This window comes from Streptomyces sp. NPDC020489 (genome assembly GCF_044386545.1).
GTDB lineage: Bacteria > Actinomycetota > Actinomycetes > Streptomycetales > Streptomycetaceae > Streptomyces.
Map to the genome: position 1 here is coordinate 100,128 of NZ_JBIRUZ010000011.1, position 15,439 is coordinate 115,566.

Below are 15,439 nucleotides of genomic sequence, written 5' to 3' on the forward strand. Positions count from 1 at the left end.
CCGGCTCCCGGCTCCCGGCTCCCGGCTCCCGGCTCCCGGCTCCCGGCTCCCGGCTCCCGGCTCCCGGCTCCCGGCTCCCGGCTCCCGGCTCCCGGCTCCCGGCCAGGCGTGGCAGATACCAGCGCTCTCGTCTACGTCGCGAAAAGGATCACGGCCATGCCGATGCCGAGTGCGATGCCCGCGGCCCCGCAGATGACCCCCGCGAGAGCCTGACCGGGGTTGGTGGCCACGCCCCTGCGGGCCTTGCCCCTGCCGATCGCGCCGAAGATCACGCCGAGGACGCCGAGGACGATCGCCAGCGGCCAGAGGCAGAAGACCAGGGCGGACAGCACACCGAGCACCAGACCGGCGGTGCCCATCCCGTTGCTCGGCAGAGCCTGCGCACCGGGCCAGCCGTAGTACCCCTGCGGCGCGCCACCCGGGTATCCGTACCCACCGCCGCCGGGATACCCGTAGGGCAGCCGGCCCGGGCCGTCGGGGGCGATGGGGGGCGGCGGGACGTGGCTGTCCTGGCCGTAGGGGGTCGGGCCGGTCTGCGGCGGGGCGAAGGGGTTCGCGGGAGACGCCTGCTGCGGTGGGGCGAAGGGGTTGGCCGGTCCGCTCGCCGGGGTTTCCGTCCGGCCGTAGGAATCGAACCCGGCGTTCACCGGGGCGGAGGGCGGGGCGAAGGGGTTCGCGGGCGCACCGCCCGGACCCGACGGACGCGCGTCAGGCTCGGCCGGACCACTCACCAACGTCTCCGGTGGCCCGAAGGAATCGAACCCGGCGCTCACCGGACCGGCGGCGTCGCCGGTCACCCCCGGCGCCGCGGAGGGCCGGTCGGGCGAGGCGGACGGATCGGCCCACGGTCGGGTCGGCGGCGGCGGCGTGCCGGGCTGCCCCGGGGCCGTGCCGTCGCCGCCGGGCATCGACGCGACCGTCCGCTGGTCGTGCACGGAGGGCGGCGGCCAGGACCGAGAGGTGTGCTCGGCGAGGGTGTCGCCACCGGCGGGTGCGAACGGCACGTCCTCCGCGGACGCGGCCGGCTCGGCGGCCTCGTCCCTCACCGGCGGGGCCCAGGAGGCACGCTCGCCCGGACCGTCCGCGCGGGCCCCCGGCGACGACGGCTCGCCCGGACCGTCCGCGCGTGTCCCCGACGACGGCGGCTCACCCTGACCGTACTGGGCGGACACCGCGGGATGCTGCTCACCCTGACCGTCCTGGGCCGACACCACGGGATGCTGCTCACCCCGGCCGTCCTGGGCCGACACCACGGGATGCCGCTCACCCCGGCCGTCCTGGGCCGACACCGCAGGACGCCGCTCTTCCCGACCGTCCTGGGACGCCCCCGCGGGATGCTGCTCACCCCCACCGCCCTGAGCCGACACCACGGCACGCCGCTCACCCCGGCCATCCTCAGCCGCCCCCGCAGGCGACCGCTCGCCCCGGTCCTCCCCCGCCGACGCCGAGCGCCGCCCCGCGTCCTCCGCGCCCCGCTTGTCCAGCCCGACCCCAGGAGTCCGGGTCTCGTCCCGTCCGTCCCCGGACCCCGGTGACGCGGTCGCCCCTCGCGCCTCGTCCTGCGGTCGTCGCGCCTCGTCGGACATGGTCGGGGCCCCCTCCGTCGTCTGCCCGTCATGCTACGGGCAGGGCTCCTTCGCCCACCCCGGCGGCCTACGATGATCCCGAGTCATCGATCAGCCGATCACCCGCGCCCCGCCGCTCGCCGGCCGAGGGCGCCGTTCCGGGGAGGAACCTTGACCGAGCACCTCATCGACCCCAGCGTCCCGCGCGACCTGCACGCCTTCATCGCCTCGCTGCCCAAGGCCGAACTGCACGTCCACCACGTCGGCTCCGCCTCCCCCCGGATCGTCTCCGAACTGGCCACCCGCCACCCCGACTCCAAGGTCCCCACCGACCCCGAGGCCCTGGCCGACTACTTCACCTTCACGGACTTCGCCCACTTCATCGACGTGTACCTGTCCGTCGTGGACCTGATCCGCACCCCGGAGGACGTGCGCCTGCTGACGTACGAGGTGGCCCGGGAGCTGGCGAGGCAGCAGGTGCGCTACGCCGAGCTGACCATCACGCCGTTCTCCTCCACCCGCCGGGGCATCGACGAGCGGGCCTTCATGGACGCGATCGAGGACGCCCGCAAGGCGGCCGAGGCCGAGTTCGGGACCGTGCTGCGCTGGTGCTTCGACATCCCCGGCGAGGCGGGGCTGGTCTCCGCCGAGGAGACGGTCCGGCTCGCCACCGACGACCGGCTGCGCCCCGAGGGCCTGGTCTCCTTCGGACTCGGCGGACCCGAGATCGGCGTGGGCCGCCCGCAGTTCAAGCCGTACTTCGACCGCGCGATCGCCGCCGGTCTGCACTCCGTGCCGCACGCCGGTGAGACGACCGGCCCGCAGACGGTGTGGGACGCGCTGACCCACCTCGGTGCCGAGCGCATCGGACACGGCACCAGCGCCGCACAGGACGAGAAGCTCCTCGCGCACCTCGCCCGGGAGCGAATCGCGCTGGAGGTGTGCCCCACCTCCAACATCGCCACCCGCGCGGTCCGCACCCTCGACGAGCACCCGATCAAGGAGTTCGTGAAGGCCGGGGTCATCGTCACCGTGAACTCCGACGACCCGCCCATGTTCGGCACCGACCTCAACAACGAGTACGCGGTCGCCGCCCGGCTCCTCGACCTCGACGAGCGGGGTCTGGCCGAGCTCGCCAAGAACGCGGTCGAGGTCTCCTTCCTCGACGAGCCCGGCAAGGCCAGGATCAAGGACGAGATCGACACGTACACCGCGGCGTGGCTCGCGCCCTGACCCCGCCCCGCCGGGACCGGACCACCACAATGGGCGCATGCAGAAGCTGACCGCCGTGGCGCATCGCGGCGACCCCTACCGCGTCCGTGAGAACACGCTCGACTCCGTGCGCTCCGCGCTCGACCTGGGCGCGGACGCCGTCGAGATCGACGTACGCCTCACCCGGGACGGCGTCCCCGTGCTGCTGCACGACCACACGCTGAAGCGGCTGTGGGAGCACGACCGGCCGCTCACGTCCCTGTCGTCGGACGAGGTCCGCGGCCTCACCGACGGCAGGGTGCCGACGCTGGCCGAGGCGCTGGCGGTCTCCGAAGGGGCCCGGCTGATGCTCGACCTGCCGGGCGCACCGGACGTGCGGGCGGCCCGCCGGGTCGCGGACGTCGTCCGGGAGTGCGGCGCCGAGGACCGGGTGTACTACTGCGCCGGCGCCCAGGCCATGCTCGCCGTACGGGCCGCCGACCCGGCCGCCGAGATCGCCCTGACCTGGACGTCGCTGGCCCCGCCGCGGCCCGCGCTGCTGGCGGCGGTCCGCCCGCGCTGGCTCAACTACCGCTTCGGGCTGGTCGACAAGGCCCTCACCGGGCGCGTCCACCGCGACGGCTACCTCGTCTCCGTCTGGACCCCCGACACGGTCCGCTCGATGCGCCGTCTCATCGCGGCGGGCGTCGACTCGATCACCACGAACCGCGTCGACGCCCTCTGCGCCCTGCGCGACGCCGGCTGACAGCCCTGAGCCCGGGCCTTCGAGCACGGCGGCGAGGCGACGGAGGCGCGGGGCCGTTACACGCGGGAGCGCTGGGGCACCGTCGCCGGATCGGCGGGATTCTCCCGGGTGACGTACTGCGGGACCGGCGCGGTGTCCTTGCCGTTGTCGCGGACCAGGCCGTAGCGGACCGCGCCCTGCGGGGGGCCGTACCGGACGTCGTCCTGGGCCGCCTGCCAGGTGGAGGGGAAGACGATGAGGCCGTAGTCGGCGCCGCGTTCGTTCTGGTGGAGGGTGACGGTGCCGTCCAGGTAGAAGTACTCGTTCTGCCACATCTGCTGGGTGCCGTCTGGCAGGACCGTCCAGCCGAGGGATGGGCTGCCCATGCCCGTCGTGTCGGTGCCGGTGTAGACGTCGTCCATACGGCGGCCGCCGCCGGACGCGACGTGGAAGAGCTCGCCCTTCAGGCCCGTCCAGGTCGGCATGGTCAGCCCGCCGGCGCGTGACTGCGGGGCGATCTGCCAGCGGACCAGGACGTAGCCCTGCCCGCTGAGCGTCACCTTCTCGCCGCGGTGCTGCATGACGGCCTTGGCGCCCCAGGTGCTGGTGATGCCGGACTCGGGGCGGTGCGGCAGGGCGGCGGGTTCGGCGGACGGGTCGGGGGCCTGATCCACGGCGTCGACGACCGTGCCGTAGAGGCCGTAGGGGCCATGGCGATCGGCCTTCTCCCGCGACGGGGTGGGCGACGGCGAGGGGGGCGCCACCGCCGACGGTGAGGCCGTCACCGGCGGTCGGGCCGTGCTCGCCGCCGTGGGGTCGGCGGTGACGCGCGGCGGCGGGCTGTCCGGGGGCTGGGTGACGACGTACGCGCCGCCCGCCACGATCGTCGCCCCCGCCGTCACCGCGACGAAGGGCTGGGTGAGCGCGGCCATCGCCTTCGCGGACCAGCCCACGGAGGCGGCCCCCGCCGCCGCTGCCGCCGTCTTGCCGCCGAGGGCCACGGAGAGGGTGAGGCCCGCGGGGAGCGGGACGAGGGCGATACCGACGAGCAGGCGTTCCGCCGGTACGACGGTCTCGCGGGTGATTCCGCAGGAGCCGCAGCCGCGAATGTGCCGGGCCAGTCGCTTGCGCCAGACGGAGTCGGGCCGCCCGTCCCAGCGGCCGGTCGCCTCGCGCAGGTCGGGGCAGGCGCCGTCGAGGGCGCGGACGATGCCGCGGGAGGTCTCCAGGCGCTCCTTCATCCGCTGGACGCGCACCGCCGCGTGCTGCCGGCTGATGCCGACGGCGGCGGCCAGTTCCCGCCGGGTCAGCTCGCCCGCGACCTCCAGCCACCACAGCGACAACAACTGCCGGTCCTCGTCGTCGAGCCAGCGCACCGCCTCCGCGACCTCGCGCCGCTGCCCGTCCAACTGGAGCCTGAGGACGGTGAGTTCGGCGAAGTCGACGGTGTCGCGCGCACCGGACTCGTCGAGCGGGGCAGGAGCGGCCCGGCGCCGGGACCGGTCCCGTATCTGGCGCATGGCGATGGCGACGAGCCAGGACCGGAAGCTGTCCGGGTCCCGCAGCGAGACGAGGTTGTCGACCGCCCGCAGCATGGTCTCCTGCACGACGTCGTCGACGTCGGCGTGGCCGTTCAGGGCGCGGCCGACGATGTTGTAGACCAGCGGCAGCCAGCCCGCGACCAGGTCGTCCAGCGCCTGCCGGTCACCGGCCTGCGCGGCCGCGATGGTGTCGCGCCACTGCCGCGTGTCCACGTCGTTCCGTCCCTCGGTTCGGTTCTGCACGCACCCTCTCAGGCGGCCCCGGGGTCCGGCTGTGCCGGGGATCACAAGGTGGAGACGGCGTGAAGGCTTCCGGGATAACGGTTTTTCGTGCGCCGCAGCCTCCCCTAGGGGCCGGCCCCGCACAACACCCTTACCGGGCAGGGAAGTTGCTCAGGGTCCCGCCAGGGTGCGGTGCCCTCCTCGCCGACGATCCCGGGGGGCGCGTACCGGCGGACGATGATCACCACACCGATCGCTTGGAGCATCAGATGCGCACCCGGACGTCTGCCGTCACCCTCTCCCTGGCTCTCGCCCTCGCCGCCGGGCCCCTCGTGGCCCCCGCGTTCGCCGCGGCACCGCCCGCCGCCGAGTGCACCTCGAAGGCGCCGGACGCCAAGGCTCTGAGCGCCGCGCTCACCGGGCTCCCGAACGCGGACGCGACCGCCGCGCTCGTCCGGGTCGGTGGGTGCGGCGGCAGGTGGCGGGGCAGCGCGGGCGTGCACGACCTGGCGAGCGGCCGGGCGGCTGACCCGGACGCGCGGTTCCGGGCCGGATCGACGACGAAGGTGGTGACGGCGGCGGCCGTGCTGCGCCTGGCGGCCGAGGGACACATCGACCTGGACAGGCCGGTCCAGCACTATCTGCCCGGCCTGCTCGGCAAGCAGTTCCGGCCCATCGCCGTACGGCAGTTGCTCGACCACACCAGTGGCATCCCGGCCGGCGACGGCCTCGGCACCACCTTCGAGGAGGTGTACGCCCACCGCTTCGACACGCTCACCCGCAGCGGGTCGCCGCGTCGGCGGGTGCGAAGAAACCGGAGTTCTGCCCCGGGAAGCAGCAGCACTACCTCAACATCAACTACACGTTCCTCGGCCTGCTGATCGAGAGGGTGACCGGGCGGCCGTACGCCTCCGAGGCCACCCGGCTGGTCCTCGCGCCGGCCGGCATGCGGGACACCTACTTCCCGGGCACCGACCCCCGCATACGCGGCCCGCACAACCTCGGCTACCAGAGGGTCGAACGGGCCGACGGGACCGTCGAGTTCCTGGACGTCACGGAGTGGAACCAGGCGGACCGGTTCGCGGCCGGGGACATGATCTCCACGACCGCGGACCTGGAACGCCTGATCACCGCGCTCTTCCAGGGACGGATCGTGCCGAAGTCACGGATGGAGGAGGTCTTCGCGGTCCCGACGGACGTCACCGGCGCGAGCTACAGCGCGGGCGGCCTCCAGCGCTTCGAGATCGGCGGGACGGTCTACTGGGTCAAGTCCGGCGGCCGGTACGGCTACAACTCGGCGATCGCCGCGACCAAGGACCTCAGCCGCACCCTCGCCTACTCGGTCAACGCCACCGACGCGAAGAGCGCGGACGCGAACCCGGTCGTCACCGGGATCATCATGGCCGCGCTCAAGTAGCGGGCACGGCCCAGGCGTTGCCCGGAGTGAGCGCCTCCAGCCGCTTGATCTTCCGGCGGACGACATACAGGGGGATCACCCCGAACACCCCGAACGACATGTCGATCACGCTCCACCAGAACGGGATGCCCCGGATCGGCCCGCAGATCAGCGCGAGCGGGATGATCCCGGCGCAGGCGATCATCGCGAACTCGACGACCCAGATGTTGCGGACGGGGTCGCGGTACACGCCGTAGAAGGCGACCGCGATGACGAGGTGGGCGAAGGCCAGCCAGTCGGTGCCGTAGAGGAGGAAGGGGTAGTCGCTGTCGGCGGTGTCGAGGCCCTGGCGGACCCGCACGATCCAGTCCATCAGGGGGTCGGGGGCGGGCAGGTGCCGCAACAGGTCCTCGGTCCAGCGCAGTTCGTGGACGAGGGGGAACGCCGTGGCGCCGCTGAGCACGAGGCACACGACGAACAGGACCAACCAGGCGCGAATGCCCTTCAGCAGGGCGGCTCTGTCGCTCATGGCAGGAGCGTACGCCCGGAATTGAACATGTTCAAAATATCTTTCGACGGTCGCTTCTACGGCTGCTCCGTGGGCGTCGGCACCATGGGCGTCGGCGCGGCGGTGGCGGTGGGCGCCGTGGACGGCGAGGCGGAGGGGACGCCGGGGCTGACGGGTACCGACGTCGCCGGCGCGGACGGCACGGCCGAAGGCTGGTCGGCCGTAGGCGGGTCGTCCGAGGGTCGGTCACCCGATGGGGGCGGCGGCACGGTCGGGGAGCTGCTCGCGGGTGGCGGTGCGAGCGGGACCGCCGGGGACGCGGGGGCCTCGGACGTCGACAGCCTCAGCGGCAGCAGGACGGCGGCGGCGAGCCCGCAGACCACGGCGGTTCCCGCCGCCGCGCGCAGCAGCTTGCGCCGGGTCGCGCCGCGGCGGATCGCCTCGTAGCGTCCGGCGGGCGGGCCGAGGTGGTCGGCGGGGGGCCGCAGGAGGATGGTGAGCGGGTCGTCCGGGTCGAGGTCCGGGTCGTCGTCAGGGCGCGTGATCAAGGCTTCTCCTCAGGTGGGCGCGGAGCAGTTCGCGGGCCGCGTGGAGGTCGGCCTTGACGGTTCCTTCCTTGCGTCCGGTCAGCACGGACACCTCTCGGATCGGCATGTCAGCGTAGTAGTGGAGCAGGATCGGGACGCGCAGTCGCTCGGGGAGGGACTGGACCAGCAGTCGTACGGCGGGGTCGGCCTGCTCGTTGTGCGGGCTGACCGCGGCCTCGTTGCCGGCCCGGCGCACCGCCCGGCGCTCGCGCTCCAGCTTGCGCCAGTGGTCGCGGACGAGGTTGGCCGCGGTGACGTAGAGGAAGCCGCGCGGTTCCTCCACGGCCGTCCAGCGTGCCCACAGCCGGGTGAAGGCCTCCGAGGCGATCTCGTGGGCCGTCTCGTCGTCGTCGACGAGCCGGCGGCACCAGCCGGCGAGGCGTGGGTAGAGGGCGGCGAACAGCTCGGACGCCGCCCTCTCTCGGGACCGTTTCAACGTTCTCCCGCAGAGGTGGACGCGGCGAAGACGATCACGTTGTCGCGGTACCCGGCACCGTCACGGGGTCCGCCGCAGGTGATGAGACGCAGCTCCGGCCGGTCGACGTTCCCGTAGACCGCCTCGGCCGGGAAGTCGGCCTTGGCGACGGTACGGACCTGCGTGACGGCGAACCCGACCGTCGTGCCGTTCTCCAGGCGTGCCTCGACGCGGTCGCCCCGGCGCAGTTCCCCCAGCCGCCGGAACACCCCGTCCCCGTACGCGCCGACCGTGACGTGGCCGAGGAGGACCGAGGGTCCGGTCTGTCCCGGGGTCGGGGAGTGCTCGTACCAGCCGACGCGGTCGTGTGCGGTGACCGGGGGCACCCGTACCGTGCCGTCCGGGGCCAGCCCCAGCCGTATGACGGGGCTGTCGACCCCGATCCCCGGTATCCGCAGCCGCACCGGGGCCGAACGGCCGTGCCGCGTGGCCGACTCGGCGGCCGAGGGGGTACCCGAGCGGCGGCTCGCCGCGGCCCCGTTCCCGGTCTCCTCGCCCGCGCACCCCGCGACCAGCGTGGTCAGCGCCGCCGCGGTGAAGGCACGCCTGGAGAGCGGGCTCACGCGCCGGTCGCCCGCCGACGCCGTACGAGGAGGACGGCCCCGCCACCCAGGACGACGGCCGAGGCGGCACCCCCGCCGACCAGCACGCCCGAGCCGCCGGACCCGGACGAGGCCACACCCGTGTCGGGCGCTCCAGTGGGCACCACGGAGACCTGCCCCTCGGAGGGCGCCACGGTCGGGACGGCACTGGGTTCGGCGGACGCGGAGGGCGCCACGGTCGGGACGGCACTGGGTTCGGCGGACGCGGAGGGCGCCACGGTCGGGACGGGGCTCGGAGCCGCGGTCTCGTCGGCGAACGCGGGTACCACACCCGCCAGGACGGCGGCGCACGCAAGGGCCAGGGCACTGAGGCCGGTTCGGCGCATCAATCGCTCTCTTTCGTCGGTCCACCCGCGGGCTGCGGGACAGATCGAGCGAAGAGACGAACCAACCCCCAACCGGGTTGCAAAGAGATGGCAAAGCCACGCAAGCCCCACCCAGGGGCGCGGGGAACTGCGCGACCAGCCCCCACCCACCCGCACACGAAACACGACGCCCCCGGACGGGAGCCCACCCCCACCCAGGGCCACCACAACACCCTTAGGGGCGCGGGGAACTGCGCGACCAGCCACGACGCACCCGCAGACGAATCACGACGCCCCCGGGCGAAAGGGGCGCGGGGAACTGCGCAACCAGCCCCCACACCCCCGCAGACGAATCCGCCCCCCTCAGCGAAGCGTCACGCGTCCAGCGACGTCATGACGTGCTTGATCCGCGTGTAGTCGTCGAACCCGTAACCCGACAGGTCCTTGCCGTACCCCGACTTCTTGAACCCGCCGTGCGGCATCTCCGCCACCAGCGGAATGTGGGTGTTGATCCACACGCACCCGAAGTCCAGCTTCTTGGACATCCGCATCGCGCGCCCGTGGTCCTTGGTCCACACCGACGAGGCGAGCGCGTAGTCCACGCCGTTGGCCCACTCGACGGCCTGGTCCTCGTCGGAGAAGGACTGGACGGTGATGACCGGCCCGAAGACCTCGTTCTGGATGATCTCGTCGTCCTGCTTCAGCCCGGAGACGACGGTCGGGGCGTAGAAGTACCCCTTGTCGCCGACCTGGTGGCCACCGGCCTCGACCTTGGCGTGCGCGGGCAGCCGCTCGATGAACCCGGAGACCTGCTTGAGCTGGTTGGGGTTGTTGAGGGGGCCGAACAGCACGTCCTCGTCGTCCGGCTGGCCCGTCTTCGTCTCCGCCGCGGTCTTCGCCAGCGCCGCCACGAACTCGTCGTGGATGGACGACTGCACCAGCACGCGCGTGGCCGCCGTACAGTCCTGCCCGGCGTTGAAGAAGCCGGCCACGGAGATGTCCTCGACGGCCTTGGCGATGTCGCTGTCCTCGAAGACGACGACCGGCGCCTTGCCGCCCAGCTCCAGGTGGACCCGCTTGAGGTCCTTGGAGGCGGACTCGGCGACCGACATGCCGGCGCGCACGGACCCGGTGATGGAGGCCATCGCGGGGGTCGGGTGCTCGACCATGAGGCGCCCGGTGTCACGGTCGCCCGTCACCACGTTGAACACGCCCTTGGGCAGGATCGACCCGATGATCTCGGCGATGAGGACCGTCGAGGCGGGCGTGGTGTCCGACGGCTTCAGCACGACCGTGTTGCCCGCGGCGATCGCCGGCGCGAACTTCCACACCGCCATCATCATGGGGTAGTTCCACGGCGCGACCTGGGCGCAGACACCGACCGGCTCACGGCGGACGATCGAGGTCATCCCCTCCATGTACTCACCGGCGGAGCGGCCCTCCAGCATCCGCGCCGCACCGGCGAAGAACCGGATCTGGTCGACCATCGGCGGGATCTCCTCGGACCGCGTGAGCCCGATCGGCTTGCCGGTGTTCTCCACCTCGGCGGCGATGAGGTCCTCGGCGCGCTCCTCGAAGGCGTCCGCGATCTTCAGGAGGGCCTTCTGGCGCTCGGCGGGGGTGGTGTCGCGCCAGCCGGGGAAGGCGGCGGCGGCCGCGGCCATCGCGGCGTCCACGTCCGCCTGTCCGGACAGCGGCGCGGTCGCGTACGCCTCGCCCGTCGCGGGGTTGACCACCTCGGTGGTCCGTCCGTCGGCGGCGTCCCGGAACTCACCGTCGATGTAGTTGCGCAGACGACGCAGCTCGGTGCTCACTGACCGGCCTCCTGTGTCGGGTCGAACTGTCCATTGGTTGAGACACCCACCCTAATCGCCAGTCCCACGTTTTCAACACCCCCGATCGCGCCAAGGCTGCGAAATCCGCAGATGCGACTAAGGTAAACAACGAATTTCATCGCTATGGGCTTGCGAAACCGTCGAGACGTCATGCAGAGTGAGGTCGTGGCCAGTCGAAGCGCAGAGCACAGGGACTCCCGCGAGTCCAGGAGCGGCAGTCCCCAGCTGGATGCCGTCTCCCTCGCCATCATCGAACAGCTCCAGGAGGACGGCCGCCGGCCGTACGCCGCGATCGGCAAGGCCGTCGGCCTGTCCGAGGCGGCGGTGCGCCAGCGCGTCCAGAAGCTGCTCGACCAGGGCGTGATGCAGATCGTCGCCGTCACGGACCCGCTCACCGTGGGTTTCCGGCGCCAGGCGATGGTCGGCATCCATGTCGAGGGCGATGTCGAGTCCGTGGCCGACGCGCTGACCTCCATGGCCGAGTGCGAGTACGTGGTGATGACCGCGGGCTCCTTCGACCTGATGGTGGAGATCGTCTGCGAGGACGACGACCACCTGCTGGAGGTCATCAACCGACGCATCCGCGCCATCCCCGGCGTGCGCTCCACCGAGAGCTTCGTCTACCTGAAGCTCAAGAAGCAGACCTACATGTGGGGAACCCGATAACCGTGAGGACCCGATAACCGTGAGCTCCAAGGACCTCAGCCGCACCGCGTACGACCACCTGTGGATGCACTTCACCCGCATGTCCTCGTACGAGAACTCCCCGGTCCCCACCATCGTCCGGGGCGAGGGCACCTACATCTACGACGACAAGGGCAAGCGCTACCTCGACGGTCTCGCGGGCCTGTTCGTGGTCCAGGCCGGCCACGGCCGCGTCGAACTCGCCGAGACCGCCTCCAAGCAGGCGCAGGAGCTCGCGTTCTTCCCGGTGTGGTCCTACGCCCACCCGAAGGCCGTGGAGCTGGCCGAGCGCCTCGCGCACCACGCGCCCGGCGACCTGAACAAGGTCTTCTTCACCACCGGTGGCGGCGAGGCGGTCGAGACCGCCTGGAAGCTCGCCAAGCAGTACTTCAAGCTCACCGGCAAGCCCACGAAGTACAAGGTCATCTCCCGCGCGGTCGCCTACCACGGCACCCCGCAGGGCGCCCTGTCCATCACCGGTCTGCCGGCCCTGAAGGCCCCCTTCGAGCCGCTGGTGCCGGGCGCCCACAAGGTCCCGAACACCAACATCTACCGCGCCCCGATCCACGGCGACGACCCGGAGGCCTACGGCCGCTGGGCCGCCGACCAGATCGAGCAGCAGATCCTCTTCGAGGGCCCGGACACCGTCGCCGCGGTCTTCCTGGAGCCGGTGCAGAACGCGGGCGGCTGCTTCCCGCCCCCGCCCGGCTACTTCCAGCGCGTGCGCGAGATCTGCGACCAGTACGACGTGCTGCTCGTCTCCGACGAGGTCATCTGCGCCTTCGGCCGCCTGGGCACCATGTTCGCCTGCGACAAGTTCGACTACGTCCCGGACATGATCACCTGCGCCAAGGGCATGACCTCGGGCTACTCCCCGATCGGCGCCTGCATCATCTCCGACCGCCTGGCCGAGCCGTTCTACAAGGAGGACAACGTCTTCCTGCACGGCTACACCTTCGGCGGCCACCCGGTCTCCGCCGCCGTGGGCCTCGCCAACCTCGACCTGTTCGAGCGCGAGAACCTCAACCAGCACGTCCTGGACAACGAGGGCGCCTTCCGCTCCACGCTGGAGAAGCTGCACGACCTGCCGATCGTCGGCGACGTCCGCGGCAACGGCTTCTTCTACGGCATCGAGCTGGTCAAGGACAAGGCGACGAAGGAGTCCTTCAACGACGAGGAGACCGAGCGCGTCCTGTACGGCTTCCTCTCCAAGGCGCTGTACGACAACGGCCTGTACTGCCGTGCCGACGACCGCGGCGACCCGGTCGTCCAGCTCGCCCCGCCGCTGATCTCCGACCAGGGGACCTTCGACGAGATCGAGCAGATCCTGCGCGCGACCCTGACCGAGGCCTGGACGAAGCTCTAGCCTCCGGCGATTCAGCGGATTGTACGGCCCGGGGTGCACCCGTCCGAGTGAGAAGGGCGCACCCCGGGCCGCGTGCTGTCCGGGGTTTCGGCCCCGTCTCTCTAGCGTTCCTGGTAACCGATCGGCTCTGTCTTCGTTCCCCCGCACGGGGGATTTGGCAAGGCAAAAGGATCAGAACCGAGGTGTACGCCATGGTGGCCCCGCCCGACAACGACGTTCTCTGGGCACGCGCCCTGCACTTCACCCACAAGGACGGCTCCCCCGGCCTGGGCGGGGTCTCGCTCGGCGTCCGGGAGGGCGAGATCCTCGCCGTCAGCGGCCCGCGCGGCAGCGGCAAGACCACGCTCCTGCGCTGTCTGTCGGGCCTGCTCCCCGCCCAGCGCGGTGAGGTCTGGTTCAACAGCGTGCCGGTGCACACGATGGGCCCGATGGCCCGCGAGCGCCTGCGCCGCGACCGCTTCGGCTGGATCGACCCGGCCCCGGTCCTCGTCCCCGAGCTGAACGTCTGGGAGAACGCCGCCCTCCCCCTGATGCTCCGCGGCACCGGTCGCCGTCGCGCCAAGGCGGCCGCGCTGGAGTGGCTGGAGCGCCTGGACGTGGGCGACAAGAGCCGCAGACACCCGCACGAACTGCGGCAGTCGGAGCGCCAACGGGTCTGCGTCGCGCGGGCGCTGGCCCCGGCGCCGACCGTCCTGTTCGCGGACGAGCCGACGGCCCCGCTGCACCGCGCCGACCGGGGTCACGTCCTGCGCACTCTGACGACCGCGGCCCGCTCGCACGGCATCACGGTGGTGCTGGCCACGCACGAGGCGGAGACCGCGGCCCTCGCCGACCGCACGGTCTCCCTGCTGGACGGCCGCCGCGTGCACACCGTCCACCTCCCCCCGGTGACCGAGTCGGAAGGCCGGGCCGCGTGCTCGCTCTCCGTCTGACGCGCGGGGCCAAGCCGGCCGTACAGCTGCGCCGCCTGCTGGTGGCACTGGCCTCGGCGGGCACGGGCTTCCTCCTGCTGTGCACCCTCGGCTACGCGATGACCCACCAGGACGACCCGACCGGCTCGCTGCTCCGGCTGGCGTGGTGCCTGACGCCGCTGGCCGCCACGGTCCACTTCGCGGCGGCCGTGGCCCGCACCGACCCCGGCACCCGCCCGCGCCCCGGTCTCGCGGCCATCGGCCTGGGCCCCGCCCGCCTGATGGCCGTCTCGGCGGCGACGACGGCCCTGTCCTGCACGCTCGGCTCGATGCTGGCGCTGCTGTTCTTCCTCCATCTGCGGGGCGATCTCACCGGGATGCCCTTCGACGGAGCCGCCGCGGAGTTCCTGGCCGCGGGAGTGCCCCTGCCCCTGCCGGCGGCCCTGACCCTGCTGGCCCTGATCCCGGTGATCGCGTCGGTCACGGTGGCCCTGCTGCACCGCCCGAAGGACACCCGCACGGCCGCGACCCGGCGGGCGGCACGGTCGTACGGGAGGTTCGGGGCGTACGAGCGGACGGCGGCACGGGAGACGTTCGGGGCGTACGGCAGGTTCGGGTCGCAGCTGCGACGCCGAGGCCGGGAGGCGAGCGCCGCTGTGCCGGCAGGGGGAAGTGAGACCCCCGCCGCAGCTCCCCCTGCGGCTCCCCCTGCGGCTCCTCCCCCCGCTCCCCCCGTCGAGGAGAGTCCGACGGCCCAGGACCCGGCCCCCCACGACCTGGCCCCGCACGTCCTCCCCCCGGCCCCCCGAGAGGCGCCCAAGGGCCTTCCCTGGGGCATCGCGGTCCTCGCCGCGGGCCTGGCCACGGAGGCCTACGCGACGCAGGCCTCGCACCCCCGTGCCTTCACCATGCCCGGCGGCCTCGGCACCGCCCCCACCCCCGTCCTGCTCGGCTGGCTCCTCACCGCCACCGGCCTCGCCCTCGTCGGCCCCGGTCTCACCCACCTCTGCGGCCGTCTCCTGCAGGCCGCCCGCCCCGGAGCCCTCCGCCTCCTCGCCGGCCGCGTGCTGATGGAGGAGGCCACCCGCATCGGCCGCCCCCTCGGCGTGGTGTGCGCGGTGGCCTCCGCGACCTATGCCATGGCGGAGCTCCACACCCCCGGCACCGAGGCCTTCGGCCCCCTCACCACCCTCGGCACCCTGCTGGTGACCGGCTGCACGATCGCGACCCTGCTCACCGCCGCGGTGGAGGCTAAGCACGCCCGCGCCGACACCACCGCGGCCCTGCTGCGCCTCGGCGCCCCCGCTGCCACGCTCCGCAGCGCCGCGGCCCTGCGCGCGGGCGCGGTACTGGCCCTGTTCGCCCCGCTCACCCTCGTCGTCGCCGAGCTGGCGGCGATGCCTCTGACCCGCTGAAGAACGCGTGCGAAAAAAAGATGACCATCCGCCGATGAGTTCCGCCCGGGGCCCCGGTCTACCCACCGAACACACCAACCCCGATGGGAGA

15 protein-coding genes and 1 pseudogene are annotated in these 15,439 nt (G+C 72.7%); 8 read left to right on the top strand and 8 right to left on the bottom strand.

What is annotated here, in order from left to right:
- Nucleotides 1-131: 131 nt before the first annotated feature.
- A complete protein-coding gene (locus ACH41F_RS27895) occupies nucleotides 132-1,172 on the bottom strand; it encodes a hypothetical protein (RefSeq protein ID WP_398837982.1) in 1,041 nt (346 codons plus the stop codon).
- Between the two features lie 6 nt (nucleotides 1,173-1,178).
- On the opposite strand from ACH41F_RS27895, the gene ACH41F_RS27900 reads away from it, so the two are divergent.
- From ACH41F_RS27900 to ACH41F_RS27910, 3 genes are all read left to right on the top strand, one after another.
- On the top strand, nucleotides 1,179-1,535 hold the full coding sequence (locus ACH41F_RS27900) for a hypothetical protein (RefSeq protein ID WP_398837984.1): 357 nt from the start codon (nucleotides 1,179-1,181) through the stop codon (nucleotides 1,533-1,535).
- 201 nt (nucleotides 1,536-1,736) lie between these two features.
- Nucleotides 1,737-2,798 (top strand): adenosine deaminase, encoded by a 1,062-nt coding sequence (locus ACH41F_RS27905; protein WP_391232442.1) that lies wholly within the window; start codon nucleotides 1,737-1,739, stop codon nucleotides 2,796-2,798.
- A gap of 37 nt (nucleotides 2,799-2,835) precedes the next feature.
- Nucleotides 2,836-3,522, top strand: a complete 687-nt coding sequence (locus ACH41F_RS27910; RefSeq protein ID WP_398837985.1) for a glycerophosphodiester phosphodiesterase — start codon at nucleotides 2,836-2,838, stop codon at nucleotides 3,520-3,522.
- A gap of 56 nt (nucleotides 3,523-3,578) precedes the next feature.
- Here the strand turns inward: ACH41F_RS27910 and ACH41F_RS27915 are convergent, their stop codons facing one another.
- On the bottom strand, nucleotides 3,579-5,255 hold the full coding sequence (locus ACH41F_RS27915) for a sigma-70 family RNA polymerase sigma factor (protein WP_398837986.1): 1,677 nt from the start codon (nucleotides 5,253-5,255) through the stop codon (nucleotides 3,579-3,581).
- A 278-nt stretch (nucleotides 5,256-5,533) separates the two neighbouring features.
- Here ACH41F_RS27915 and ACH41F_RS27920 point away from each other — a divergent pair.
- Nucleotides 5,534-6,681: pseudogene (locus ACH41F_RS27920) on the top strand (serine hydrolase domain-containing protein).
- Here ACH41F_RS27920 and ACH41F_RS27925 read toward each other — a convergent pair.
- The 6 genes from ACH41F_RS27925 to ACH41F_RS27950 form a co-directional block, all read right to left on the bottom strand.
- Nucleotides 6,674-7,189 (bottom strand): hypothetical protein, encoded by a 516-nt coding sequence (locus ACH41F_RS27925; protein WP_398837988.1) that lies wholly within the window; start codon nucleotides 7,187-7,189, stop codon nucleotides 6,674-6,676. The pseudogene ACH41F_RS27920 and the gene ACH41F_RS27925 overlap by 8 nt on opposite strands.
- A gap of 56 nt (nucleotides 7,190-7,245) precedes the next feature.
- A complete protein-coding gene (locus tag ACH41F_RS27930; protein WP_391232447.1) occupies nucleotides 7,246-7,716 on the bottom strand; it encodes a hypothetical protein in 471 nt (156 codons plus the stop codon).
- Nucleotides 7,700-8,191, bottom strand: a complete 492-nt coding sequence (locus ACH41F_RS27935) for a sigma-70 family RNA polymerase sigma factor (protein ID WP_391232448.1) — start codon at nucleotides 8,189-8,191, stop codon at nucleotides 7,700-7,702. Before ACH41F_RS27935 ends, ACH41F_RS27930 begins: the two co-directional genes overlap by 17 nt.
- The gene (locus ACH41F_RS27940; RefSeq protein WP_398837990.1) at nucleotides 8,188-8,793 is read right to left on the bottom strand and encodes a class F sortase; all 606 of its coding nucleotides are present in this window, start codon (nucleotides 8,791-8,793) and stop codon (nucleotides 8,188-8,190) included. The genes ACH41F_RS27935 and ACH41F_RS27940 overlap by 4 nt, the downstream gene beginning before the upstream one ends.
- The gene (locus ACH41F_RS27945; RefSeq protein ID WP_398837991.1) at nucleotides 8,790-9,158 is read right to left on the bottom strand and encodes a sortase-dependent protein; all 369 of its coding nucleotides are present in this window, start codon (nucleotides 9,156-9,158) and stop codon (nucleotides 8,790-8,792) included. Before ACH41F_RS27945 ends, ACH41F_RS27940 begins: the two co-directional genes overlap by 4 nt.
- 353 nt (nucleotides 9,159-9,511) lie before the next feature.
- The gene (locus tag ACH41F_RS27950) at nucleotides 9,512-10,951 is read right to left on the bottom strand and encodes an aminobutyraldehyde dehydrogenase (RefSeq protein ID WP_391232451.1); all 1,440 of its coding nucleotides are present in this window, start codon (nucleotides 10,949-10,951) and stop codon (nucleotides 9,512-9,514) included.
- Nucleotides 10,952-11,122: 171 nt separating this feature from the next.
- Here ACH41F_RS27950 and ACH41F_RS27955 point away from each other — a divergent pair, with 171 nt between their 5' ends.
- The 4 genes from ACH41F_RS27955 (at nucleotide 11,123) to ACH41F_RS27970 (ending at nucleotide 15,348) form a co-directional block, all read left to right on the top strand.
- Nucleotides 11,123-11,638 (top strand): Lrp/AsnC ligand binding domain-containing protein, encoded by a 516-nt coding sequence (locus ACH41F_RS27955; RefSeq protein WP_391232452.1) that lies wholly within the window; start codon nucleotides 11,123-11,125, stop codon nucleotides 11,636-11,638.
- 19 nt (nucleotides 11,639-11,657) lie between these two features.
- Entirely contained in the window at nucleotides 11,658-13,022 is a 1,365-nt protein-coding gene (locus tag ACH41F_RS27960; protein WP_391232453.1) for an aspartate aminotransferase family protein, read from the top strand.
- A gap of 191 nt (nucleotides 13,023-13,213) precedes the next feature.
- Nucleotides 13,214-13,954, top strand: a complete 741-nt coding sequence (locus ACH41F_RS27965) for an ATP-binding cassette domain-containing protein (protein ID WP_391232454.1) — start codon at nucleotides 13,214-13,216, stop codon at nucleotides 13,952-13,954.
- Nucleotides 13,936-15,348, top strand: coding sequence for a hypothetical protein (locus ACH41F_RS27970; protein WP_398837994.1), 1,413 nt, complete (start codon nucleotides 13,936-13,938; stop codon nucleotides 15,346-15,348). Before ACH41F_RS27965 ends, ACH41F_RS27970 begins: the two co-directional genes overlap by 19 nt.
- Nucleotides 15,349-15,439 lie beyond the last annotated feature (91 nt).